The organism is Pseudoalteromonas luteoviolacea H33-S (assembly GCF_001625695.1).
Classification (GTDB): domain Bacteria; phylum Pseudomonadota; class Gammaproteobacteria; order Enterobacterales; family Alteromonadaceae; genus Pseudoalteromonas; species Pseudoalteromonas luteoviolacea_B.
Genome location: NZ_AUXY01000069.1, coordinates 33,524 through 58,187, shown reverse-complemented (window position 1 = coordinate 58,187; position 24,664 = coordinate 33,524). Strand labels below are relative to the sequence as shown.

Sequence of the window (24,664 nt, the reverse complement as noted above, 5' to 3'; positions counted from 1 at the left end):
TATTGACTACCTCCTTTGGAACAACGCCATTGTTTCAATATGTCCGGTGTGTGGGAACATATCCATCAGTGCAACCTTGCTTGCAGTAAATCCAGCCTGCAAAATTAACGCGCTATCTCGAGCCAAAGTAACGGGATCGCATGACACATAGAGCACTTGATTAAATTGCCCCAATGGCAATTGCTTTAATACATCGTATGCGCCTGTACGAGAAGGGTCTAATACCAAAGTGTCTAGCTCTTGACTAAACCACTGTGCAGAAGCCATTTCTTGCGTCAAATCAAACTGGAAAAACTGTGCATTGTCGATGTTGTTAGTGTGCGCATTTTGCGTCGCCATTGCAACCGAAGAAGCCACTCCCTCGACACCAATTACTTGCTTAGCTTGTTTTGCGAACAATAACGAAAAATTACCAATGCCACAAAACAGATCAAGGACCTTTTCCTGCCCTGTTAACTCTAGCCAATTCAGCGCTTGATCTAGCATGGCTGAGTTAACAGCAGCATTCACTTGAATAAAGTTATTCAGTCTAAACTGAAATTCCGTGCCACCAACTTGATACTCAGGTAAGGCTGAATAATATGGCTCTTCATTGCCATCATCCCAAACGACTCGCCACCCTTTTTGCTCAAACTGAGTATATACGCCTTGCTTAACTTCATCGTCAATTGCTTTGGTATGACGCAAAAGGACGTACGGGGCGTTGTCAGCTTCACATAATTGAATATGGCTGACACTTCTTAGCTGTGAATGGCTATTCAATATCTCTCTGAGGTCAACAAAAACGGATTGGTACACCTGAGTTAATACGCCACAGTCAACCACATCGACCAACTTCTTTGATTTTGCTGCTCGAAAGCCAAGCTTGAGTACTTTTTCTTTTTTATCAAAATACGTCGCGATGCGGGCAGCTCGACGATAATGCCTGCCGTCGCTTTCAATTGGGTTAGCCCATGGCAGTACATCAGTACCTGAAAACTTGGAAAACAACTTTTCTACTGCTAATTGCTTGTGCCCTAGCTGCGCTGATTTGTCTAAATGCTGCAATGAACAGCCGCCACATTGCTGATAGTGAGGGCAAAATGCATCAACGCGCTGCTCACTTGCGGTGATCACTTTTTCAACCACACCTTCAAAGAGTTTCGCTTTTTGTTGAGATACCCTGATTTTAACTCGCTCACCAGGCAAAGCGCCTTCAATAAAACCAACTTTACCTTTGTATTTTGCTACACCTCGCCCTTGATGATCGAGTGAGTCAATACCCACTTCCATCACCTCACCTTTACCAGATGTTTTTTTAGCACGGAAAATTTGTGCCATGTACCGCCCCTTATACATTGCTAAACACCTATGAACTCGCTACTCTAGAGTTCATAATTATCAAAGTTTTATATCGCTCAATATGTCTAAATTAAGCTTACGCGATAGCGTTTTATTGCTTACCCTGATCCCGACGGTGTTAATCGGTTTAATACTTGGGGGCTATTTTACTATAAATCGCTACGTAGAGCTTGAACAAATCCTTAAACAGCAAGGCACCAGTATTGCCAATTCACTGGCGATGACAGTAGAACAGCCCTTAGACTCTAAAGATAAAGCCAAACTCCATAGCATCATTACCAAAGCACACAATCAACACGCATCGCTCGTTAACAGCATTGCGGTATTTGACTTGCATAATCAGCTCATCATGACCAGTAACTACCATAGTGAATTTAATGATTTGCACTATCGAGGAAATGTTGCTGCACTGCATGCCACGGAAGCCCAAAAATTACGTAACAACTATGTGATTTTTGCACCAGTTAAGTACTATGGCACCGGTGAAACTTGGCAAGATGCCCATGCAAAAACAATCGCGGTATTAATGGTTGAAATCAGCCAAGATCAAGCCATTATCGGACAACAAAAAGCATTATTACTCAGTGGCACGATAATTCTTGGCGCCTTATTTTTAAGTGTATTCCTGTCCACTCGCTTAAGTCGCATGTTCTCCACCCCGCTCTCCCAATTACAGCTTGCAACAGACAAGCTCATTGAAGGTAAAACGGATATCGGGGTCAGTGAGCAAATGCAAGGCGAGTTTGACATGATGCGACAAGGTCTTGTCACCATCAGTGAGAAAATGGTCGGACAAAGAGATGAAATGCAAAAGCATATTGATCAAGCCACTAGTGACTACCGAGAAACCTTAGAACAGTATGAAACGCAAAATATTCAGCTCAATATTGCAAAAAAAGAAGCACAAGTTGCTAACCGCGTTAAGTCAGACTTTTTAGCAAAAATGAGTCATGAACTCAGAACCCCGCTGAACGGCGTAATTGGTTTTACAAGGCAGCTTTATAAAACACCGCTTAACAAACATCAAAAAGACTACTTGGATACCATCGAGCTCTCTGCAAACAGTCTACTTACTATCATCAGTGATATTCTGGACTTCTCTAAACTTGAAGCCGGTGCGATGGAGCTGGAAAACATCCAATTCCAACTGCGCGATGCAGTTAATGAAGTGATGACATTGCTTGCACCAAGCGCTTATGAGAAACAATTAGAGTTATCAATTGCTGTCAATCGCCAAGTACCTGACAACCTAGTCGGTGATCCCACTCGCTTTAAACAGGTACTTATTAATTTAATCAGTAATGCAATTAAGTTTACTGAAAAGGGCTCAGTTAAAGTTGATATCAGCCACCGCTTAAAGGGAGACTCACAAACCTCTTTACTCGTTTCAGTCAGTGATACTGGCCTCGGTATCGCGCAAGAAAAGCAAGACACCCTATTTACGCCTTTCGCACAAGCAGACACCAGTATCACTCGTAAGTTTGGTGGTACGGGCCTTGGCCTAATTATTACTAAGCATATCGTTGAGGTCATGCAAGGCAGGATCACGCTAAACTCAGCCTTAGGTAACGGCTCATGCTTCACATTTAATGCTATTTTTAATTTGCCAAGCCGTTTATTTAATGATGATTTGCCATGTCGACCTTTAGAAAACAAACGTGTTTTGTATTTTGAACCGCAAGAACACACGCGAAATGCTGTCATCGCGCAAATTGAAAGCTGGCATATGCAAGTGACAGTGTGTGATAGCGATGAAGCTTTCTTTACAGCTTTGGAGCAAGAGTTTAGCTATGATATTTGTCTCGTTGGTAATATGGCTACCGTCGACGATATGCAAACCGTTAAAAACTATATCAATCGAGCTCGAGAAAAAGCAGATTATTTATATCTGATGGTCAATACCATTTCTCACAACATGCGTGAATCTTTGATTGGCAGTGGCGCTGACGCCTGCATCAGTAAACCACTGCATCACAGAAAGTTATGTGAAATGCTGGCAGCCCCTTATCGCTTAGACCACCCGGATCTGTCTATAGAGACGAGTAACGCAACTCACTTGCCGCTAAAAGTGCTCATTGCAGATGACAATGATGCCAACTTAAAGTTGCTATATACCCTTTTAGAAGAGCAAGTTGAAACCATTGAAACAGCACACAATGGTGCGCAGGCTGTTGGGCTGTGCAAAACCCATAAATATGATTTGATATTCATGGATATTCAAATGCCAATTATGGATGGCATAACTGCGTGTAAAAGCATCAAAGAGTCATCCATGAATGATGATACGCCCATCATAGCAGTAACAGCCCATGCACTCGCAGGAGAGAAAGAGCAGCTAGTCAAAGATGGGTTTAGCGGCTATATGACAAAACCCATCGATGAAGATATGTTGAAACAGATCATTTGTGACCACAGCGCAACTTCCCCCCTAGAGCGAGAGCAAAAGGAAGAACAAATGGTCAGCAGTGTGGCCCCTTTTGAGAGTCACTTGCTTGATTGGAATCTCGCTCTACAGCGCTCTGGTAACAAACCCCATTTAGCACTTGAAATGCTGAATATGTTACTGCAAAGCGTGCCTGAGACCATCGACCATTTAAACGAAGCCAGTGAACAAGAAGACCCTGAACAGCTATTAAAAATTGTGCACAAGTTCCATGGTGCCTGTTGCTATACAGGAGTACCTAAACTCAAAATGCTGGCTGAGACCATTGAAACTGCATTGAAACAAGACAAAGGGTTTGACTTTGTCGAACCAGAGGTACTGGATCTTATCGATGAACTCTCGAATCTAAACCGTGACGCTGAAATAACCGCTTCTTCAAGCTTATAAACAATAAAGGAAACAGATTGCCTTCTGTTTCCTTTGGGCAATAAAAAAGGCGCACATGGCGCCCTTAACATTCCGAAATAAACTCTTATAGTGCTGCGAAAACTTCGTCGGTTTTTGATGCACAGATAAAGTCATTTTTGTGAAGACCTTTAATTGAATGGCTCCACCAAGTCACAGTCACTTTACCCCACTCAGTTAACAAACCTGGATGGTGACCTTCATCTTCAGCCATATCACCCACTTTATTTGTAAACTCAAGTGCTTGTTTAAAGTTTTTGAACTTATAAACTCTTTCTAATTGCATGATACCGTCACGCACTTCAGGTACCCAATCAGGGATCTGCTTAATTAATACTGCTAACTCTTCATCTGACACTTTTGGCGCATCCGCACGACACGCTTCACATTTTTGTGCACTTAAATCAGACATCGGTGGTTCCTTAACTTGCTAATTTGTTTTTAGGTGGAAATTTTGGCTCAAACAGCCCTAATTCTTTTGCCTTTTCTACTAATGCCATGATATCCATTTGAGAAATATCAAACAGATCATCTATCGAATTAATGGTGTAGTACAAAGGCTGCATGATATCAATACGATATGGTGTACGCAGTACATCTAAAGCTTCAAGTTTGTTAATCTCTGGTGTATCTGAATACACGTATTGAGTTTCACCTGGGCTAGATAAAACACCGCCGCCGTAAATACGCAAACCGTTATCAGTTTGCATTAGGCCAAACTCAACTGTAAACCAGTATAAACGCGCAAGATATACACGGTCTTTTTTCTCTGCTGCGTAACCTAGTTGACCATATTTATGTGTAAACTCAGCAAACGCTGGGTTTGTTAACATGGCACAGTGGCCAAATATTTCATGGAAAATATCAGGCTCTTGAAGGTAGTCAAATTCTTCACGAGATCGAATAAACGTGGCAACTGGGAATTGCTTGTTGGCAAGTAATCTAAAAAATTCATCAAAATCGATTAATGCAGGTACTGGTGCAACTTGCCATCCAGTCTCTCTTTCAAGTACAGCGTTAATTTCGTGCAGTTGAGGGATTCGATCGTGAGGTAGGTTGATCTTCTTCAGACCTTCCATGTATTCATCACATGCCTTGCCTTCGATACATTTAAGCTGTCTTGCAACCAGCTCAGACCAAATTTTATTTTCTTCTTCACTCCACTCAATGATGCCTTGCTCATTAGGCTGCTTGGAAGTGTATTTACTAGATTTAGCCATAGTAACCTTCTTTATCTTGATCTCCACTTCTGGTGGTGGAGCGTTCAAACCTGTTATCTCGATACTATGTAAAAGTGAGCAAAATATTAATAGGTAGACCTAAAATGGCCTACCTGAAGAACCCAAAAATCGTAAACATATAATTACACTTTTGAACACAAAATAATACACACCTTATTTATATAGCCATACAGGACATTTTAATGTAAACAATTAAATACACTCAAACGCACTTTTTAGGTCCAAGATGATATCTTCCACCGCTTCGAGACCGACAGAAATACGAATAAGCCCGTCAGAGATCCCAGCGGATAAGCGCTCTTCTTGTGTATAAGGTGAATGCGTCATCGATGCAGGGTGCTGTATTAAAGTTTCAGGGTCGCCCAAACTAACCGCTAAGGTACACAGCGAAGTAGCATTGATAAAGGCTTCGCCATCCGCCAAAGTGCCCTTGATTTCAAAAGCAATGACACCACCTGCACCTTGCATTTGCTCGCCTAGGTATTTATGACCAGGATGAGATGCTAGTCCCGGATAATACACCTTTTCTACTTTTGCATGGTCCTCTAAAAATTCAGCGACTTTTTGGGCACTTTGACAGTGACGTTCAATGCGAACATGCAGCGTTTTTAAACCGCGATTGATCAGCCAAGCATCATGCGGGCTGATCGTCGCACCAATGTCCTTCAATACGGTCAGCTTGATGGTTTCAATATGTTCTTTACTGCCACATACTATCCCTGCCACCACATCACCATGGCCATTTAAGTATTTAGTGGCACTGTGGATCACAATATCAATGCCATAACGCTTTGGCTTTTGCAGCAGTGGCGTCATAAAAGTATTATCAACTACGCTTATTAAATTATGCCTTTTAGCAAACTGGCCCAGCATAGATAAATCCAATACTGTCATATTTGGATTGATCGGTGTTTCTGCAAATAACATTTTACTATTTGGCTGAATGGCATTTTTCAGTGCAGCTTCATCCGTCATATCGACAAAACTGACCTCAATGCCAAATTTAGGAAGCATATGAGCAAATAAAGCAAAGCTACAGCCGTATAACGCACTAGAGGCGATTAAGTGGTCACCTTGCTGTAAAAAGCTTAGTACCGATGCAGACACGGCCCCCATCCCCGTAGCGGTTGCCGCCGCATCTTCCATTTCTTCTAACTGAGCGACCTTTTCTTCAAGCTCTCGTGTTGTTGGATTACCAAGGCGCGTATAAATGTAACCCGCTTCCTCTCCTGCAAACCTTGCTGCACCCTGCGCTGCATTCTCAAATTTAAATGTCGAGGTTTGGTACAGAGGTGCGGTTAAGGCACCATGTGGATCATTTGCGTGATTAGGACCGTGTATACAGTTGGTATGATCATGTAACTTATTCATTGCTTGCCTGTTGTTATTATTCAAAATGTTTATATCTTATGTAATTAGATATTCCATGATGGATAAATGTACAAGCATGCTGGAAGTTCAGAAGTCTAAGAGAGAAACATTAATAAGCTTAGACTGTACACATATGTTGTCACTTAAAATGCAACTTCATATGTGTACCATGGAGTTTAGTTTTGTTTAATTAGCTGACTTGTTAGTTTTTTTGCAAATTCAGATAAGAAGCTGGTTTTATTTTCCAATCGTGGAATTGGCCGACACAATGCCATTGCTTTATAACCAAGTCTCGCAGTAAAGACACCTGCACTGAGCCCTTGAGCCGAACGGGCAGATAGCTTACCAAGCAGCTCTGCACCTAAGCTCGTCGCCGCAAGATCGCTGATCAATTCAGATGCCCCCACAAAAACAATTTGCTGAGCGAGCAATTTATATAATTTGATACGACTACGGTAGCCTAATGTGATCCCATAATGCGTACTTAACTTTTCAATCAAACTCACACCGCGCCATAATACTGCAAGCATGTCTGTAATCGCCATCGGGCTGAGCGCGACCATTAGCGCAGAGGTTGTCGCATAATCCGTGATCATTTTTCTGGCCTGCTCGTCTTGCGTTTGCAACACCGTCACTTCATATAACTGCAGTACTTCTTGATCTGTGTAATGGCTTTTCAAGCTTTGCTGAAATTTTTCCACTGCCTCCTCAGGCTGCTTTGCTAATACTGGCGCCAACCAAGCTTGTGCCTCACCAATTTGATTACTATTTAGTAGCCTTTGAGCTTGCTCTCGGCGCTGCTCTAATTGCTTAAGTGTTCGCAGCGCCCTTGCTTCGCTTATTAAAAACTTTCCGCACCAGCCAACAATAGAAACCAACAAAAGTAAGTACACACTTGCAAGAATGAAACTTTGTTGAAAAGCACTGTAAATTGTCAGTACCAACTCAACGGGGATCAATACCGCCAGACTAATGAGTAAACAATGGCGCCAACCAAACTTTGATTTGCTCGGCTGTAAGCCCTGATCAACAGACTCATCATCAGAGAAAGGCTCAAACGTTTGCTCAGTGCTGGCAGGTACCAAATCACACTCTATACGCTCTCCCATTCTGGGCTCAGAAAATATAGCGTCCTCGTTTTTCTCTGGCGTTTCTATACGCCTACCTGCGTATCTTTTTTGTGGATCTGTCACGTGAGCTTATCTCCAATTAAAAACTGTAAAGTATGATCTAAGCGGATATGCTCCAACTGCCCCTGATAAGCTGGATATGGGTAAAAAGACAGGAAATTAAACCCATCTTCTGGCCATTGAGCATCCGAAAGAACATGGTCCGGCGGCTCTGGGGGAAGGTAAGTAATATATTCAGACTCAGTCAAAGGGCGACCATAAACACAGTGCAATAGATTTCCAGATTCATTAACTTGCTTAGGTTGACAGCTCTTTACCGAAGAAATCGTCATGGTATCGACGGTCACGCCTGAAAACTTCAATTCATTTTCTTGTTCACATAAAAGCGCATGTAATAGGCGTGTCAGGCTATCTTGCTCAGATAAAGCAACTGCATCGCACTTATTAGCCGCAAACAATACCTTGTCTATTTTGGGTTTAAATAAACGCTGTAACAGACCACTTTTGCCATGCTCAAACATATTCACGGTCTCTTTTAAGGCCAGTTTGGTTTGTGCGAGCGTATCGGGGCCATCATTTAACGCACCTAAAATATCAACCAGCACAAGTTGCCTATCAAACGCACAAAAGTAATCTTTATAAAAAGGTGTGATAACCTGCTTTTTATAGGCTTCAAAACGGCTTTCTAGTTGTGCATATTGACTGTTTTGATGCTGCTGCCCATGCGTTAATAAAGGAAAAAACTGGATTATCGGTGCACCCGCTAAATCACCTGGGATCAGCACCCTGCCAGGCTGCAGTTGCGACAACTTAGTATGTTTTTTTAACTTCATTAATGTTGCTTGATAAAGCTCAGCGAGCTTATTTAGCGTGGACATGTCGACTGGCGCCGTGGCATCAAAGTGGTTTAATTCAGATAGAAAAGCAGCACAATGCTCACTATATGCCGGTGTCGATAATACAGCTAACTGCGTTTTGCACCACTGCTCATACGTCATATTTAATAGCGGTAAGTCCATCAACCACTCACCGGGATAATCAATTAACTCCAAATACAAAGTATGATCGCTTGCCACATGCTGACGTAGCCCGCTATGACTGCGAAACTTTAAAGCAAGGGTCAGTGTATTTATGCGCTCGGTAGAAGGCGGCCAACGAGGTGGATTGTCTAATAAGTGGGCTGATGCAGACGCGTAGTCGAAAGTTGGAATATCGAGCGCTTGTTGTGGCACTTGCTTACAAGCAATTAAGCGCTGCTCTCTCACCACATCAAAAAACGGCAGGTTTTGACTGTTTGCTTGGGTTGTTAAATGCTTGACGAGGGCCGTTATGAATGCAGTTTTACCACTACCACTAAACCCTGTCACCGCTAATTTGACATGTTGATCTAAGGAGCGCTGCAGTGTTTTTTGCGCTTTGCTTTGTAGTTTTTCAAGGGCTTTGTGAGTAACCCGTTTCACACTCATGCTGATTGTAAATCCCTATTAGAAGTGGCGTGGCGAAGGCTCGCCACGTACCATTATAATTTGTTAATTTCCCTTTTTACTGTGAATTCAGGAGAAGTAACATAGCGTTCCATAGACTGAATGCGGTTATCTAACTTGCCCAAACGGTCTTTTAAGTCAAATAAAGCTTGGCGTGGCGGCTCGCCTTTTTGCCATACTTTAAACTTCACTGAGACAGGATCTATATCATGGCTACTGGATGCCTGATCGTGTTCAATTGTTTTACGGTCTAAGATAAACCAGCAGGCGATATAAATAACCACAAATAATGGGCCGCCCGATAGTAAAACAGCCGTCATAAATAGAATGCGAACCAGCCAAAGCTCCATGTTAAAATAATCACTTAAGCCTGCACATACTCCAGCTAACTTACCGCGTTTTGGGTCTCGGTATAACTCTCTGCGCTTATGACTCATACTTTGCGCCTCCAGTCCGGTGATTCTTGATCTAACAGCGCCTCCAATGTTTCAACGCGCTCAGCCATTTTTTCTGCTTTATTTGCCAGCTCAATTAGCTGACGATGTTCGTGTTCGCTTAAGCCCTGACTCACCTGTTTTTTACTTTTGTAATGAAGAATGAGCCACAGCGGAGCCACCACGATCATAAAAACCATAATTGGGGCTACTAGTATCTCTGCGTCAAACATAATCTTCTCCTGTTTATTTAGTCTTGGCAGCGTATTTGTGTATTGCACCTACTGTAACAGTAGGTGCCATTATGTTCATTTATTTGCAAGCTTCTTTTTTAAAGCTTCAAGCTCATCATCTACTTTTTCATTTTTTTGCAGATCTGCTATTTCATCCGCTAACGATTTTTTACCCAAATCATATGACTCAACTTGAGCTTCTAAACCATCAATTTTATTCTCGTAGCGCTCAAAACGATTCAATGCATCTTCAACTTTAGTGCCGTCTAATGCCTTTTTCACATCTAAGCGCGACTCTGCTGAGCGTTGACGTAGCACAATCGCTTGTTGTCGTGCTTTCGCATCGGCTAGTTTTTCTTGTAATGTAGTCACTTCTTGTTGCAGCTTCTCGATATGAGACTCTACATGGCTTAGCTCTTGCTCAACACTTTGTGCCGCATCAGACGCTTTTTGCTTTTCAAGTAGCGCCGCTCTTGCAAGATCTTCGCGTTCTTTAGTTAAAGCCAATTCCGCTTTTTCTTGCCAATCATTAGCTTGACCATTTAACTGCTCAACACGTCTTTCTAATTCTTTCTTCTCTGCCAGTGTTTTCGCAGACGTAGAGCGCACCTCTACAAGTGTGTCTTCCATTTCTTGGATGATCAACTTGACCATTTTTTCTGGATCTTCCGCTTTATCCAAGATTGCATTAATATTAGAATTTACGATGTCAGCAAAACGTGAAAAAATTCCCATAATCTTTTACCTCATTGGTTGTGATTTATATTGCTGATAAGTATGTATCAATAAGCTTGCCAACTTTAAAAAGAAAAATAAACAATAAATTTCAATAACTTATAATTATAATAAAAAACTATCCATCCCGTTTTTTTTCAAATAAACTAGATGTTAGTCAAAAAAACTAAGAGTTAGTCAAATATGAGTCAATTCCGTCAACAGGATAACTTACTCGGCCAGTCTGATAGCTTTTTAGCTGTATTAGATCAGGTCTCTCAACTTGCTCCACTGGAAAAACCCGTGCTTATTATCGGGGAACGCGGTACAGGTAAAGAGCTCATTGCTGCTCGATTACACTTTTTATCCGAGCGCTGGGATCAAAACTACGTAAAACTCAACTGTGCAGCACTCAATGAAAACTTACTTGAGAGTGAATTATTCGGTCACGAGTCAGGGGCATTTACTGGCGCCAGTAAGCGACATGAGGGACGCTTTGAACGTGCCAATGGCGGGACTTTATTTTTAGATGAACTCGCCAACACTTCAGCCATGGTGCAAGAAAAGTTGCTACGCGTGATCGAATATGGGGAATTTGAACGTGTAGGTGGCAAGCAAACGGTCAAAGTAGATACGCGATTAGTGTGTGCAACCAATGAAGATTTACCCAGTCTTGCCGAAAATGGTGAGTTTAGGCATGACTTACTCGATAGACTCGCATTTGACGTGATTACACTCCCGCCATTACGCGCTCGACAAGAAGATATTTTACTACTCGCAGAGCACTTCGCCATAAATATGGCCAGAGATCTAGGATGGTCACTGTTTAGCGGCTTTACTCGAAAAGCAACCGAAGCCCTGCTTACATATGATTGGCCGGGTAATATTCGTGAATTGAAAAACGTCATAGAACGAAGTTTATACCGACATGGTAATGAGCACCTTCCAGTTCATCACATTACTTTTGACCCTTTTGAAAGCCCTTATCGACCTCAGCAAAGGATAAAAGCGCAAAAATCAGAGCCGATAGTTCCGGTAACTCAGTCAAAGAGCGATACAAATGACATAATTGAGGTTGCAGAAGTCCAATCTTTACCAATGGCGTCACAAAACTTTCCATGTGACTTAAAAACACTCTCAAGTGACTACGAAATCGAGTTACTAAAAAAAGCATTAGAGTTTAGTCAATTTAACCAAAAGAAAACTGCACAAAACCTTGGATTGACGTATCATCAGCTAAGGGGATATTTGAAAAAATACAATTTGTTAGACTCACAACAAGAGGCTTAACTGTGGTCGCCAAAATGACTGACCTTTTACACATCTGTCAAAAATATAAAGAGGCCGTTTTTGCCGCAGCTACAACCATGTTTGTATCTGCGTGTGGAGAAGTGCCGGATGCGAAACAGACCAACAAAACCCAAGGCATCGTCTATTGCGCTGAAGCAAATCCAGTCTCCTTTAACCCACAGGTCACAACAACTGGCTCAACCATAGATATCATCGCCAACCAGCTATATAACTCTTTAATCAGTATCGACCCTGTCACGGCAGAGTTTAAGCCAGAATTGGCAACAGAGTGGTTGATCAGCGGTGACGGCAAAAAAATTACTTTTAAACTTAGAAAAGGGGTGCACTTTCACAGCACAGAGTATTTTACTCCCACCCGTACAATGAATGCGGATGATGTGATCTTCTCTTTCAGTCGCCTCTTTGACGTCTACAACCCTTATCACTTTGTCCAAGATGCCAATTATCCTTACTTTCAGAGTGTGGGTATGGACCAATTAATCAGAAAAATTGTCAAGGTCGACGATTATACTGTTCGCTTTGAGTTATTTAGTGCAGAAAGTAGCTTGTTATCGAATATTGCCACTGATTTTGCCGTGATCTTATCTGAAGAGTATGCAATGTTGCGAGCATCTCAAGACAAAAAGCATTTATTTGATTCCTTACCTATTGGGACAGGCCCTTATAAATATAAGCACTTTCTAAGAGATAATTTAGTACGCTTCCATAAGCATAACGGCTATTGGAAACACGATTATGCCGTCGATCAGCTGGTTTATGACATCACCACAAACAATACAACACGTATTGCCAAAATGCTCACCAAGGAATGTGATATTACTTCGCACCCGAGTGCAACACAACTAGAGGCGCTCTCTCAGAGGCAAGATATCGTCGTGGACAAAGCCGTTAACTTAAATGTGGGTTACTGGGCCTTTAATACTGAAAAGCCGCCTTTTGATAATGTGCTGGTTAGAAAAGCGCTTGCACATAGTATTGACTTTGACAAAATAATGCAGGCTGTATTCTATGGTAATGGTATTGCTGCACAATCCATTCTCCCCCCCTCCTCATGGGCGTTTACCGAACAAGCGATGCCTTATTATGACCCAAATATAGCTAAACAGTACTTATCGCAGGCGGGTTACCCGGATGGATTCGAAATGACGCTCTGGGCCATGCCTGTATCACGTATATATAACCCTAATGCACGCAAAATGGCCGAACTCATTCAAAGCGATCTACGTCAAATCGGGATCAGAACACGCATTGTCGAGTATGAATGGAATACCTTTATTGAACGAATTGGGCAGCATGAGCATGATAGTGTTTTATTAGGATGGGCTGCTGATACGCCAGATCCAGATAACTTTTTTAGCCCACTGTTAAGCTGCACAGCCACTTTTACTGGTAAGAATCCAGCAAATTGGTGTAACCCAGAATTCGACCTTTTATTAACTCAAGCGTTAGATACCAACGACATTAAAATGCGTAAAATTTACTATCAGCAAGCGCAAAAGATGTTAGTGAAAGAACTCCCGTTAGTCCCAATTGCCCATGGTGTAAGATTTCAGGCCCGCAGTGCTGAAATTGCAGGGGCTGAGTTAAGACCGTTTGGCGGTGTTTCACTGGCTAACGTCAGAAAGGAAGCGCAATAATGCTAGATTACCTTTTCAGACGCTTAAGCTTATTAGTCTTTATGCTATTTGCACTCACTGCATTCACATTTAGCTTAAATTATTTGTTTCCAGGTGATTTACTCACCAATTTTAGTGGTCAAGTCAATACCAGCTTTAGTCAATCGCAAATGCTAGAGGAGAAGTATCACATTGATGATAATGCTCTCGTACAGTACAGCGCGTTTGTTAGTCGATTATTTCATGGTGACTGGGGAATATCACTCTCCTCAGGACAAACAGTAGCTTCACATGTCGCTCTACTTCTACCGGCGACGCTAGAATTATGCTTTTATGCTTTGGTTGTCGCCATTTTACTTGGCATTCCTGCAGGGATCATTACCAGCGCATATCATAAAAAATGGCCCGACAAGGTCATTAGTACACTTACGCTACTTGGCTTTTCTATCCCTGTTTTTTGGCTGGCGCTATTACTTATTATGGTATTTTGTCTTGGTTTTGGCTGGTTCCCAATGTCAGGTCGCATTGGCTTACTATACGAAATACCAGCCGTCACTAATTTTATTTTATTAGATATCTGGATACTTGGCTTTCCCTACGGTGGGCAAGCTTTTCTTGACGCTCTGCATCACCTCACATTACCGACAATAGTGCTAGCTATGTACCCAACAACTGTACTTACCAGGTTTACCAGGGATTCGATGCTCAATGTGCTAGAACAAAATTACATAAAAACAGCCAGAGCAAAAGGACTGAACCGCAGGCAAATCATATTAGATCATGCTCTGCGTAATGCGCTTTTACCTGTTATTAAGCAGATTGGTTTGCAATTTAGTACACTAATTACGCTCGCCATGGTCACCGAAGTCATTTTTTCTTGGCCCGGTATTGGACGCTGGTTGATAGACAGTATTTATCAGCGCGATTACCCCGCAATTCAGGGCGGCTTACTCGCGGTCTCCATGTTCGTTATTTTTGCCAATATGCTCGCTGATTTAACTCATTCCTTACTCGACCCTGTATCTAGGAACCAATCCCATGCCAAAGTTTAGCTTATACAGTGAAGAGTCAAACCGCTCGCCACTATCAAGGCTATGGCGAAATTTTAAAGCGAATCACCTTGCGCTCGTTGGGCTATGGATGTTTATAGGCTTAACGTTATTGGCAATGACAGCTCCTTTACTAGCACCTTACGGTATCGATCAGCAACATGGTGACGCACTGCTACTGCCACCGTCATGGCACGATGATGGGGACGTGCACTTTATTTTAGGCACAGATGATCTTGGCCGAGATGTACTCTCGAGACTAATGAATGGCGCAACCTACACGTTTGGATTATCCATTGTCGCGGCGCTCGTTACGACAATTTTCGGTGTGATTTTGGGCACACTAGCAGGGATAAATAAGGGATTTAAGTCAAGTATCTTAAACCACTTACTTGATATTACGCTTGCCATTCCGTCACTCCTACTCGCGATCATCATCATCGCAATCTTGGGACCAGGCTTACTCAATACAGTATGGGCGATTATTTTAGCACTACTGCCACAACATATTCACTCCATCAGAAATCTCGTCGTTGAAGAGCTCAACAAAGATTATATTGGCGCATATAGACTCGATGGTGCCAGTCGAGGACAAATTTTATTTCGTGGTGTATTTCCAAATATTTACGAACATATCGTGGTGATTTTCACTTTGGCATTATCAACTGCAATTTTGGATATCGCAGCATTGGGCTTTTTGAAACTCGGTGCCCAACCGCCAACAACTGAATGGGGCGCCATGCTGGCTGAAAATTTAGGGCTTATTTACCTCGCGCCATGGACTGTTGGCCTGCCCGGTGCGCTATTGTTTTTATCAGTATTAGCCACTAATCTTGTAGGTGATGGGCTAAGAAAAGCACTCAAAGCAAGAAAGGCAACCTAATGCAACTACTTGATATTAAAAACCTCACTATAGAGCTGCCTACTGAAGGTGGGGTTATTCGTGCTGTAGATAAGGTGAACCTGAGCCTCAAAGAAGGTGAGGTGCATGCACTTGTTGGAGAGTCGGGTTCAGGGAAAAGCTTAATTGCTAAAGCCATTGTCGGTGTCCTCAACGAACGTTGGCGGATCACTGCTGATCGAATGCACTGGCGTGGCGTTGATTTAATGCGCTTAAGCCCTGAAAAGCGACGCAAAATTGTTGGCCGTGATATGGCAATGATTTATCAAGAGCCGAGAAGAAGTCTAGATCCGACAGCTAAAATCTTTGAACAGGTCGCCGAGTCGCTACCCGACGAGTGTTTCAAAGCAGGTTTTTTTGGTCGTAAAAAAGAGCGCAAAGTTAAAGTTAAAGCTTTATTACACAAAGTTGGTATTCGGGATGATGAAAGAATATCGAGTAGTTACCCTCATGAATTATCAGAAGGTGTTTGTCAAAAAGTCATGATAGCCATGGCCATTGCTAGAAACCCTCAATTGCTCATCGCAGATGAACCAACTACTGCACTTGAAAGTACCACGCGCGCACAAGTATTTAGACTGCTAAAAAGTCTAAACCAGCTTAAAAACATGTCTATATTAATGATCTCCCACGAATTGGAAGAAATCACACAATGGTCTCATGCTATTCATGTTCTGTACTGTGGGCAAATGGTGGAAGCTGGGCCGACAAAAAAGGTATTTACCGATCCCTATCATCCATATACACAGGCGCTGGTAAAATCACTCCCTGACTATGCCCATGGACTAGGTCATAAAGCCCCCTTTTATGCGCTAAAAGGCACAATTCCTCCTCTGCAACATCTACCTATAGGCTGCAGGTTAGGACCTCGTTGTCCGCAAGCACAAAGAGAGTGTGTGGCAACGCCCGTATTGGTGAAATCACATGGGCATTCATATGCATGTCACTTTCCACTCAATAGAGAGAAGAAAAAATGCAACCCGTGCTAAAAGTACAAGCACTTAGCAAAACGTTTAAAACGCGTTCAGGTATATTTAAACGAGATAAAGTAAAAGTCTTAAAGAATATTTCATTTGCGGTATTGCCTGGACAAACATTGGCTGTCATTGGTGAAACAGGCTCAGGTAAAAGTACCCTTGCTAAGGTATTGGCGGGCGCTGAAGAAGCTGACTCTGGGCAAATCCTATTAAACGGGGACATGATAGTAGACGATGGCGCATCAAAACGAGAATGCCACCATATCCGACTTATTTTCCAAGACCCGACTCGTTCTCTCAACCCAGGTCTCACTATTGGTGAAATGCTGGATGATTGCTTGCGTTTTAATACCAAGCTCACCCAGACGCAACGAGACAAAAAGATTGAACTCACTTTATCGCGTGTAGGGCTACTTTCAGAGCACTATGAATACTACCCACATATGTTTAGCGGTGGTCAGCTACAACGTGTGGCGCTTGCCAGAGCCCTCATTTTAGACCCAAAAGTGGTTGTATTAGATGAAGCATTATCATCACTAGACCCTTCTGTCAGAGCACAAATCGTAAACCTACTATTAAAACTACAAGAAGAGACGGATCTGACCTATGTACTAATTACGCACCACCTAAGCTTGGTTAAACATATGAGTGATAAGTTACTCGTGCTTAATAATGGTGAGGTCGTGGAGTATGGCTGTTGTGATACCATCTTTCACCGCCCACAGTCTAAGGTGATGAAAAAGCTACTTGCGGTATAAATAAAACACGCTTCACAATAGATATAAAAAAACCACCAAAAGGTGGTTTTTTATATCATAAAGTAAAACCTTAGTTTTCTTCTGTTACTTCAAAAGAACTTGGCTTTACAATTTCAGCAGTACCTTCTAACGCGTTTAGTAACGCAAGATAGTTTTTATTCACCTGCGCACGCGTCACGCTTTGCTTTTGCTGAGGCTCAAGCTCATCAGTCACTTCTGCAAGATTAACCGCTTTAACAACTAGTAATGCAGCATCACCGTTATTCAGCTCAACCATTGCTTTGGATGAAGCGCCTTCAGCTGGGTGAGGCATTTTAAACGCTTTACTCACAAGCGCTGGGGAAACAGCATAAGTTTGACGCGCAAGGGCTGCTTCTGACTTCACTTCAAGCGACTCTGCCGCAGCAATATCAGAAAGTGATTGACCTTCTTCTAACTGTGCAAACAAGGTATGTGCTTTGTCTTTCGCTAGCTCAGATGCTTTCTCATTTTCTAAACGCGCTGTAATTTGCTCTGTTACTTCTTCAAGTGACTTAACAGCAGCTGGCTTATGTTCAACCACGCGAACAACAACAACGTGCTCAGGTGCAACTTCTATGACTTCTGAATTTACACCGTCTTCAAGCAGCTCTGGGGTAAAAATAACACGAGACACAGCTGGCTGATTCAGAGGTGCTGGTAGTAAATTACGTGCAACCAACTCTGTAGTTTTAACTTCAAGATTTGCTGCTACCGCTGCATCATCAAGCGTATCTGCCACTTCAAATGCCAACTCACGAACTTCCTCTTGCTTGCCATAGAATGCATCTATTTTTGCATTTTGCTCAAGTTCAGCACGAAGCTCTGCAGCCATTTCTTCAAATGCCGTTACTTCTTGTGCTTGAAGATCTGTTAGTTGGATAATATGAAAACCGAATTCAGACTCAACAACGTCTGAGTAATCACCGACATTTGCCAGTGCAAATGCAGCAGCTTCAAACTCAGGGTCCATCATGTCGCGTTCGATCCAATCTAAGTCACCACCTAATTCACCACTGGCTACGTCATCTGAGTGCGCTTGAGCAAGTTCTGCAAAATCAGCACCGCTCTGTAGCTGCGAGTATAAATCTTGCGCTTTTGCTTTTGCAGCCTCTGCATCTTCGATGCCTTCAACTAGAATATGAGAAACACGACGTCTTTCCTCTTCTAAATACTGAGCTTGGTTTTCATCGTAGTAAGCTCGCACTTGCTCATCTGTCACTGGGTCAACCAGCTCCATATCTGATGCTTTTAACTCGATATAATTTAGCGCAACCTGTTCAGGTGACATGAACTGATCTTGGTTTAAGTCGTAGTAATCTTTGATCTCTGACTCTGTTACAGTAACTTGTGACTTAAGTTTCTCTTTGTCTAAGACGATATAATCTACGTCTCTTGTCTGCTGCTGCAGAACCAAGGTTTGCTTTACTTCGCTATCAAGGGCAAAGTCAGATCCGGCAATCGCTGAAACGAGCTGATCACGCGTCATTTCTTCACGAAGGTACTCACGGAAATCATCTGGTTGGAAATTCATCTGTCTGATCAGCTGTAAGTAACGGTCGTTACTAAATTGACCACCAATCTGGAAATAAGGCATATCGAATATCGCTTGCTTGATTTGTGCATCACTAACACGAAGCCCGAGTTCAATTGCAAGCTGATTTTGTAATTCTTGCTGTACTAAGCGATCAACCACGCCTTGGCGGATCTGCGCCATATAAGTTGGATCAGAAGCGATTTGTTCGAAGTATTCTCCAAACTGTTGCTCTAATCTACCACGCTCATTTTCGAACGCTCTCGCAAAGTCTAATTGCGAAATTTTAACACCATTGACTTCTGCAACTGGTTGCTCTGTGGTTTGACCTAGGTAACCACCGATCCCTGCCAGCGCAAAAGACAAGATAACTGCACCAAGAACGATCTTGGCAGCAAGGCCCTGAGAGCCCTCTCTAATCTTTTCAAGCATTTGTTCTATCTCTTATCTAAGTCAAAGCACCAAGGTACTTTGCATCAGTTAGCTCATGTAAAAAAAGCGTATCTTACCAGATACGCTTTTTATTCTGAAGCTTATGCGTCCAATTACATCTACTTAACAATAGTGTAAGTGTAAAATATAAGCTCTATCTTAGTTAACCGCGTCTTTTAGAGCTTTACCAGCTTTAAAAGCAGGGATGTTAGCAGCAGCAATATCAATTGCAGCACCCGTTTGAGGGTTGCGGCCTGTGCGTGCAGCGCGTTCACGAACAGAAAAAGTACCAAAGCCTACAAGAGCAACTGAGTCGCCTTCTTTTAGCGCAGCGGTTACTGACTCAATGAATGAATCCAGTGCACGACCAGCAGCGGCCTTAGAAATATCAGCATCAGCTGCGATTTGATCGATTAATTGAGATTTATTCACAATATCATCCTCTTACATTGTTATTATCAAGAGCGATGGTGTTTTAAAACTAACATCACTTTTGTTGTTAACTACGAGAAATCTTTCGATTCTCTATTGCTTAAATGTATTACAGCCTAGAAACTACGGGGCTTCCCGTGCCCTAGGCCTAAATCCAGTGCTTAACTTAGCACACCAACGGGATTTGAAAACCCTTTTTATCGACTTTTTTAAGCTTTCACAGCAGTTTTTTGCGTTTCAACAGAAAAACTGTCCACTGGTTGAGCAAGTGCAATTGATAAAACGTCTTCAATCCAAGTAACTGGGTGGATTTCGAGCCCTTCTAAAACATTATCAGGGATTTCTTTTAGGTCGCGTTCATTCTTTTTAGGAATGACCACAGTCTTAATACCACCACGATGCGCAGCCAATAGTTTTTCTTTCAAACCACCAATTGGCAATACTTCACCGCGTAAAGTGATCTCACCCGTCATGGCTACATCACTTCTTACTGGGTTGCCAGTTAGACTTGAAACTAAACCTGTAACCATCGCAATACCTGCACTAGGACCGTCTTTAGGTGTCGCGCCCTCAGGCACGTGTACATGGATATCACGCTTTTCGTAGAAATCATCGTTAATGCGTAGCTTATCTGCACGGTTTCTCACTACGGTCATTGCTGCCTGGATAGACTCTTGCATCACATCACCGAGTGATCCCGTGTAAGATAACTTGCCTTTACCAGGCACAGCCGCACTTTCAATTGTCAGTAGGTCACCGCCCACTTCTGTCCATGCTAAGCCAGTCACTTGACCAACACGATCGCCATCTTCTGCCTTACCGTAATCAAAACGCTGCACACCAAGGAAGCTTTCCAAATTATCTGCGTTGATCACAACCTGTTTTTGGTCTTTGTCTAACAGAATGGTTTTCACCGCTTTACGACACAACTTAGACATTTCACGCTCTAGATTACGTACACCTGCTTCTCGTGTGTAGTATCGAATGGTATTAATAATAGCGCTGTCTTCTATTTCAATTTCACCCGCTTTTAAGCCATTGCGCTTAATTTGCTTAGGAATTAAGTGCTGCTTAGAAATATTCAGCTTTTCATCTTCGGTATAACCAGACAGGCGAATAACTTCCATACGGTCTAATAGTGGACCTGGGATGTTAAAGCTATTGGATGTTGCAACGAACATCACGTCAGATAAGTCGTATTCAACTTCAAGGTAATGATCGGCAAAACTACTGTTTTGTTCAGGGTCTAATACTTCTAATAAAGCAGAAGCTGGATCGCCACGCATATCCGAAGACATTTTGTCGATTTCATCGAGTAAGAATAATGGATTTTTAACGCCCACCTTACTCATGCTCTGGATCAATTTACCCGGCATAGAGCCAATGTAAGTACGACGGTGACCGCGAATTTCAGCTTCATCGCGTACGCCACCCAAGGCCATACGCACATACTTACGACCAGTAGAGCGCGCAATAGACTGACCAAGGCTCGTTTTACCAACACCTGGAGGGCCAACTAAACACAAAATAGGACCTTTAAGTTTATTGGTACGTTGCTGCACAGCCAAATACTCAATGATGCGCTCTTTGACTTTGTCTAAACCATAATGATCCGAGTCTAAAATCTTTTGTGCATTCGCTAAGTCTTTTTTCACTTTAGAGCGCTTTTTCCAAGGCACATTGATGAGCGTATCAATATAAGAGCGGACCACTGTGGCTTCAGCCGACATTGGCGACATCATCTTGAGTTTATTTAACTCTGAAGTGGCTTTTTCTTCTGCTTCTTTTGGCATCTGAGCTTCGCTGATGCGCTTTTTGAGTGTCTCAAACTCATCAGGTACATCATCTAGTTCGCCAAGCTCTTTTTGAATGGCTTTCATCTGCTCGTTGAGATAGTACTCACGCTGTGACTTTTCCATTTGCTTTTTCACACGGGAGCGAATTTTCTTCTCAACTTGAAGTAAATCTATTTCACCTTCCATCAACGCCATTAAGTATTCAAGACGTTCAGTGACATTGTATAGCTCAAGCACTTTTTGTTTTTCAGGTACTTTTATCGGCATATGCGCAGCCATCGTATCAGCCAAGCGTGCCGTTTCATCTATACCAGATACAGAGGTCAGTACTTCAGGTGGGATTTTTTTATTGAGTTTTACATACCCTTCAAACTGACTCACTGCACTGCGAATAAAAATGTCTTGTTCTTGCTCAGCAATATTCTCAGATGCGATAAACTGCGCATTCGCTAAGAAATATTCATCAGTCACTAAAAACTCATCGATTCTTGCTCTTTGCGTGCCTTCAACAAGCACCTTTACAGTGCCATCTGGCAGCTTCAGTAGTTGTAAAACTGTAGCAACGGTACCAACATCATAAATATCGTCTGTACTTGGATCATCGATGGAGGCTTCTTTTTGAGCCACTAAAAAAATTTGCTTGTCATTTTCCATTGCAGCTTCAAGACATCTAATAGATTTCTCTCTGCCAACGAATAGCGGGATCACCATATGAGGGTAAACCACTACATCACGCAGTGCTAACACTGGAATTTCGACTCGATCCGTTCTCTCAAGCGTCATTATGTTCTCTTTGCACTTCATTTATTTTTAAGATTACAGAGGTATATGGGGATGCCCTCTATAAAGTTCAACTCTTGGACAAAAAAAGGAGCACTAGGCTCCTTTTCTAACTTACTGACATATCATTCAGATGCAGCTTTATCTTGACTACTATTTTCGTAAATTAAAATGGGATCTGACTCCCCTTTAATAACGGTTTCGTCAATAACAACCTTGCTAACATCTTCAACTGACGGTAGCTCGTACATGGTTTCTAAAAGCACAGCTTCTACAATTGAGCGTAGTCCACGAGCACCTGTTTTACGTTCCATTGCTTTATGTGCAATGGCTTTTAAGGCATCTTCACGGAACTCTAGTTCAACGCCTTCCATTTTAAATAAGGCACCGTATTGTTTTGTCAACGCATTCTTCGGCTCATTTAAAATCTGTATCAACGCGTCTTCGTCAAGTTCAGTTAAAGTAGCAACAACTGGTAGACGTCCTATAAACTCAGGAATTAAGCCATATTTCACTAAATCCTCAGGTTCAACGTCTTTAAATGTTTCGCTTAGTGTACGCTCACTGTCAGAGCTTTTCACTTCTGCACCAAAACCAATACCAGTGTTAGTATGGCTGCGCTGCTCAATAACTTTATCAAGACCCGCAAATGCACCGCCACAGATAAATAAGATTTTAGATGTATCTACTTGCAAAAATTCTTGCTGTGGGTGCTTACGACCACCTTGCGGTGGCACTGATGCCACAGTACCTTCAATCAGCTTAAGTAACGCTTGCTGAACACCTTCACCTGAAACATCTCTGGTAATAGATGGGTTATCAGACTTACGTGAAATTTTATCAATTTCATCTATATAAACGATACCGCGTTGTGCTTTTTCGACGTCGTAATCACACTTTTGCAAGAGCTTCTGAATGATGTTTTCAACATCTTCGCCTACATAACCAGCTTCAGTTAACGTCGTTGCATCAGCCATAGTAAACGGCACATCAAGCAATCTAGCGAGTGTTTCCGCAAGTAATGTTTTACCACTACCAGTTGGGCCGATTAACAAGATATTACTTTTACCAAGCTCTACATCGGCTTTGATACCTTGATTCTTTAAACGTTTATAATGGTTATAAACTGCAACAGACAATACTTTCTTTGCATGTTCTTGACCGATAACATAGTCATCTAAGTGATTACGGATCTCTTTAGGCACCGGCAGTTTATCAGACGCATCATGCTGCGGCGCGATATCCTTGATCTCTTCTCTAATGATGTCGTTACACAGTTCGACGCATTCATCGCAAATATATACTGATGGACCAGCTATTAATTTACGTACTTCGTGCTGACTCTTACCACAAAATGAGCAGTACAAGAGTTTGCTATTCTTGTCGCCGTCTGTAGGAGTGTCTGACATTCAACTACCTCTTAAATTTGGTGAGTTATCTCTGATTTGATAACACAATACATGCTTTAACTATACCAAATAAACTTTCCGTTGGCATAACTAAGCTGAAGCAAAGTGTCGCTGTTCGGTCAAAAGCAGCGAAATTACACCTAAAGTAAGTCTCTTGGACATCCTTAAGATATAGATCCAAGTTTCATTATTTCAAGGTGTAATTATTCACCTTTCTTTAGCTTTTAATTTTTATCGGCTCGTATGAACCGCATCAACCAAACCGTAATCGACTGCTTCTTGGGCATTCATAAAGTTATCACGGTCGGTATCATTGGCAAGCACCTCGTATGGTTGCCCTGTGTGCTCAGCCATTAACCTATTTAATTTTTCTTTAATTGTTAGAATTTCTTTGGCATGAATTTCAAAGTCAGATGCCTGACCTTGGAAGCCACCTAGCGGTTGGTGGATCATCACACGCGAGTTTGGTAGGCAGTATCGTTTGCCTTTTGCACCGCCAGACAGCAAAAATGCGCCCATACTGGCAGCTTGTCCTACACAGACAGTACTCACGTCTGGTTTGATGAAGTTCATCGTGTCGTAAATTGACATACCCGCGGTTACAGAACCACCTGGTGAGTTAATGTATAAGAAAATATCTTTATCAGGACTTTCTGATTCTAAAAACAGCATCTGCGCCACAATTAAATTGGCCATATGGTCTTCAACTTGACCAGTTAAGAAAATAATTCTTTCTTTTAACAGGCGCGAGTAAATATCGTAGGAGCGTTCACCTTTCGCTGTTTGTTCAACAACCATAGGCACTAAGGCGTTTAGAGGATCTATCATACCGTCATTCATATTATTGGTTCCTTT

21 protein-coding genes are annotated in these 24,664 nt (G+C 42.2%); 7 read left to right on the top strand and 14 right to left on the bottom strand.

Annotation, left to right across the window (positions count from 1 at the left end; all coding sequences use genetic code 11):
- Positions 1 to 6 precede the first annotated feature (6 nt).
- Positions 7 to 1,320, bottom strand: coding sequence for a 23S rRNA (uracil(1939)-C(5))-methyltransferase RlmD (gene rlmD, locus N477_RS10200; RefSeq protein WP_063360381.1), 1,314 nt, complete (start codon positions 1,318 to 1,320; stop codon positions 7 to 9).
- A gap of 82 nt (positions 1,321 to 1,402) precedes the next feature.
- On the opposite strand from rlmD, the gene barA reads away from it, so the two are divergent.
- Positions 1,403 to 4,171: a two-component sensor histidine kinase BarA gene (gene barA, locus N477_RS10195; RefSeq protein ID WP_063360382.1), complete on the top strand. Its 2,769-nt coding sequence runs from the start codon at positions 1,403 to 1,405 to the stop codon at positions 4,169 to 4,171.
- 85 nt (positions 4,172 to 4,256) lie between these two features.
- Here barA and N477_RS10190 read toward each other — a convergent pair whose 3' ends face one another.
- The 8 genes from N477_RS10190 to pspA form a co-directional block, all read right to left on the bottom strand.
- Positions 4,257 to 4,601 (bottom strand): 4a-hydroxytetrahydrobiopterin dehydratase, encoded by a 345-nt coding sequence (locus tag N477_RS10190; protein ID WP_063360383.1) that lies wholly within the window; start codon positions 4,599 to 4,601, stop codon positions 4,257 to 4,259.
- A 10-nt stretch (positions 4,602 to 4,611) separates the two neighbouring features.
- A complete protein-coding gene (phhA, locus tag N477_RS10185) occupies positions 4,612 to 5,409 on the bottom strand; it encodes a phenylalanine 4-monooxygenase (RefSeq protein WP_063360384.1) in 798 nt (265 codons plus the stop codon).
- A gap of 213 nt (positions 5,410 to 5,622) precedes the next feature.
- Positions 5,623 to 6,801: a trans-sulfuration enzyme family protein gene (locus N477_RS10180; RefSeq protein WP_063360385.1), complete on the bottom strand. Its 1,179-nt coding sequence runs from the start codon at positions 6,799 to 6,801 to the stop codon at positions 5,623 to 5,625.
- Between the two features lie 176 nt (positions 6,802 to 6,977).
- Complete coding sequence (locus N477_RS10175; RefSeq protein ID WP_063360386.1) at positions 6,978 to 7,994, bottom strand: TIGR01620 family protein; 1,017 nt, start codon at positions 7,992 to 7,994, stop codon at positions 6,978 to 6,980.
- The gene (locus N477_RS10170; RefSeq protein WP_063360387.1) at positions 7,991 to 9,397 is read right to left on the bottom strand and encodes a YcjX family protein; all 1,407 of its coding nucleotides are present in this window, start codon (positions 9,395 to 9,397) and stop codon (positions 7,991 to 7,993) included. Before N477_RS10170 ends, N477_RS10175 begins: the two co-directional genes overlap by 4 nt.
- Positions 9,398 to 9,450: 53 nt before the next feature.
- Entirely contained in the window at positions 9,451 to 9,852 is a 402-nt protein-coding gene (pspC, locus tag N477_RS10165) for an envelope stress response membrane protein PspC (protein WP_063360388.1), read from the bottom strand.
- Positions 9,849 to 10,082, bottom strand: coding sequence for an envelope stress response membrane protein PspB (gene pspB, locus N477_RS10160; protein WP_063360389.1), 234 nt, complete (start codon positions 10,080 to 10,082; stop codon positions 9,849 to 9,851). Before pspB ends, pspC begins: the two co-directional genes overlap by 4 nt.
- Positions 10,083 to 10,157: 75 nt before the next feature.
- The gene (gene pspA, locus N477_RS10155; protein ID WP_063360390.1) at positions 10,158 to 10,817 is read right to left on the bottom strand and encodes a phage shock protein PspA; all 660 of its coding nucleotides are present in this window, start codon (positions 10,815 to 10,817) and stop codon (positions 10,158 to 10,160) included.
- A 183-nt stretch (positions 10,818 to 11,000) separates the two neighbouring features.
- Between pspA and pspF the strand changes: the two genes are divergently transcribed.
- The 6 genes from pspF to N477_RS10125 all read left to right on the top strand — a co-directional run bounded on the left by pspF (position 11,001) and on the right by N477_RS10125 (position 17,408).
- Entirely contained in the window at positions 11,001 to 12,086 is a 1,086-nt protein-coding gene (gene pspF, locus N477_RS10150) for a phage shock protein operon transcriptional activator (protein ID WP_063360391.1), read from the top strand.
- Between the two features lie 77 nt (positions 12,087 to 12,163).
- On the top strand, positions 12,164 to 13,744 hold the full coding sequence (locus N477_RS10145; RefSeq protein ID WP_063360428.1) for an ABC transporter substrate-binding protein: 1,581 nt from the start codon (positions 12,164 to 12,166) through the stop codon (positions 13,742 to 13,744).
- Positions 13,741 to 14,775: an ABC transporter permease gene (locus N477_RS10140; RefSeq protein WP_063360392.1), complete on the top strand. Its 1,035-nt coding sequence runs from the start codon at positions 13,741 to 13,743 to the stop codon at positions 14,773 to 14,775. Before N477_RS10145 ends, N477_RS10140 begins: the two co-directional genes overlap by 4 nt.
- Complete coding sequence (locus tag N477_RS10135) at positions 14,762 to 15,655, top strand: ABC transporter permease subunit (RefSeq protein WP_063360393.1); 894 nt, start codon at positions 14,762 to 14,764, stop codon at positions 15,653 to 15,655. Before N477_RS10140 ends, N477_RS10135 begins: the two co-directional genes overlap by 14 nt.
- Positions 15,655 to 16,662: an oligopeptide/dipeptide ABC transporter ATP-binding protein gene (locus N477_RS10130; RefSeq protein WP_063360394.1), complete on the top strand. Its 1,008-nt coding sequence runs from the start codon at positions 15,655 to 15,657 to the stop codon at positions 16,660 to 16,662. The genes N477_RS10135 and N477_RS10130 overlap by 1 nt, the downstream gene beginning before the upstream one ends.
- The gene (locus tag N477_RS10125; protein ID WP_063360395.1) at positions 16,647 to 17,408 is read left to right on the top strand and encodes an ATP-binding cassette domain-containing protein; all 762 of its coding nucleotides are present in this window, start codon (positions 16,647 to 16,649) and stop codon (positions 17,406 to 17,408) included. Before N477_RS10130 ends, N477_RS10125 begins: the two co-directional genes overlap by 16 nt.
- A gap of 70 nt (positions 17,409 to 17,478) precedes the next feature.
- On the opposite strand, the gene N477_RS10120 is transcribed toward N477_RS10125, so the two are convergent.
- From N477_RS10120 to clpP, 5 genes are all read right to left on the bottom strand, one after another.
- On the bottom strand, positions 17,479 to 19,392 hold the full coding sequence (locus N477_RS10120; RefSeq protein ID WP_063360396.1) for a SurA N-terminal domain-containing protein: 1,914 nt from the start codon (positions 19,390 to 19,392) through the stop codon (positions 17,479 to 17,481).
- Positions 19,393 to 19,551: 159 nt separating this feature from the next.
- Positions 19,552 to 19,824 carry a nucleoid-associated protein HU-beta gene (gene hupB / locus N477_RS10115; RefSeq protein ID WP_039608493.1) on the bottom strand — a complete coding sequence of 91 codons (273 nt, stop codon included), beginning with the start codon at positions 19,822 to 19,824 and terminating at the stop codon, positions 19,552 to 19,554.
- A gap of 209 nt (positions 19,825 to 20,033) precedes the next feature.
- Positions 20,034 to 22,403, bottom strand: coding sequence for an endopeptidase La (gene lon / locus N477_RS10110; RefSeq protein ID WP_063360397.1), 2,370 nt, complete (start codon positions 22,401 to 22,403; stop codon positions 20,034 to 20,036).
- A 122-nt stretch (positions 22,404 to 22,525) separates the two neighbouring features.
- A complete protein-coding gene (gene clpX / locus N477_RS10105) occupies positions 22,526 to 23,809 on the bottom strand; it encodes an ATP-dependent protease ATP-binding subunit ClpX (RefSeq protein WP_063360398.1) in 1,284 nt (427 codons plus the stop codon).
- Between the two features lie 231 nt (positions 23,810 to 24,040).
- Positions 24,041 to 24,649: an ATP-dependent Clp endopeptidase proteolytic subunit ClpP gene (clpP, locus tag N477_RS10100; protein ID WP_063360399.1), complete on the bottom strand. Its 609-nt coding sequence runs from the start codon at positions 24,647 to 24,649 to the stop codon at positions 24,041 to 24,043.
- Positions 24,650 to 24,664: the final 15 nt, after the last annotated feature.

Bases quoted from the DNA above. Each gene is read 5' to 3' on its own strand.
- rlmD (WP_063360381.1), bottom strand. From the start codon at position 1,320: ATGGCACAAATTTTCCGTGCTAAAAAAACATCTGGTAAAGGTGAGGTG.
- barA (WP_063360382.1), top strand. From the start codon at position 1,403: ATGTCTAAATTAAGCTTACGCGATAGCGTTTTATTGCTTACCCTGATC.
- N477_RS10190 (WP_063360383.1), bottom strand. From the start codon at position 4,601: ATGTCTGATTTAAGTGCACAAAAATGTGAAGCGTGTCGTGCGGATGCG.
- phhA (WP_063360384.1), bottom strand. From the start codon at position 5,409: ATGGCTAAATCTAGTAAATACACTTCCAAGCAGCCTAATGAGCAAGGC.
- N477_RS10180 (WP_063360385.1), bottom strand. From the start codon at position 6,801: ATGAATAAGTTACATGATCATACCAACTGTATACACGGTCCTAATCAC.
- N477_RS10170 (WP_063360387.1), bottom strand. From the start codon at position 9,397: ATGAGTGTGAAACGGGTTACTCACAAAGCCCTTGAAAAACTACAAAGC.
- pspC (WP_063360388.1), bottom strand. From the start codon at position 9,852: ATGAGTCATAAGCGCAGAGAGTTATACCGAGACCCAAAACGCGGTAAG.
- pspB (WP_063360389.1), bottom strand. From the start codon at position 10,082: ATGTTTGACGCAGAGATACTAGTAGCCCCAATTATGGTTTTTATGATC.
- pspA (WP_063360390.1), bottom strand. From the start codon at position 10,817: ATGGGAATTTTTTCACGTTTTGCTGACATCGTAAATTCTAATATTAAT.
- pspF (WP_063360391.1), top strand. From the start codon at position 11,001: ATGAGTCAATTCCGTCAACAGGATAACTTACTCGGCCAGTCTGATAGC.
- N477_RS10145 (WP_063360428.1), top strand. From the start codon at position 12,164: ATGTTTGTATCTGCGTGTGGAGAAGTGCCGGATGCGAAACAGACCAAC.
- N477_RS10135 (WP_063360393.1), top strand. From the start codon at position 14,762: ATGCCAAAGTTTAGCTTATACAGTGAAGAGTCAAACCGCTCGCCACTA.
- N477_RS10130 (WP_063360394.1), top strand. From the start codon at position 15,655: ATGCAACTACTTGATATTAAAAACCTCACTATAGAGCTGCCTACTGAA.
- N477_RS10125 (WP_063360395.1), top strand. From the start codon at position 16,647: ATGCAACCCGTGCTAAAAGTACAAGCACTTAGCAAAACGTTTAAAACG.
- N477_RS10120 (WP_063360396.1), bottom strand. From the start codon at position 19,392: ATGCTTGAAAAGATTAGAGAGGGCTCTCAGGGCCTTGCTGCCAAGATC.
- lon (WP_063360397.1), bottom strand. From the start codon at position 22,403: ATGACGCTTGAGAGAACGGATCGAGTCGAAATTCCAGTGTTAGCACTG.
- clpX (WP_063360398.1), bottom strand. From the start codon at position 23,809: ATGTCAGACACTCCTACAGACGGCGACAAGAATAGCAAACTCTTGTAC.
- clpP (WP_063360399.1), bottom strand. From the start codon at position 24,649: ATGAATGACGGTATGATAGATCCTCTAAACGCCTTAGTGCCTATGGTT.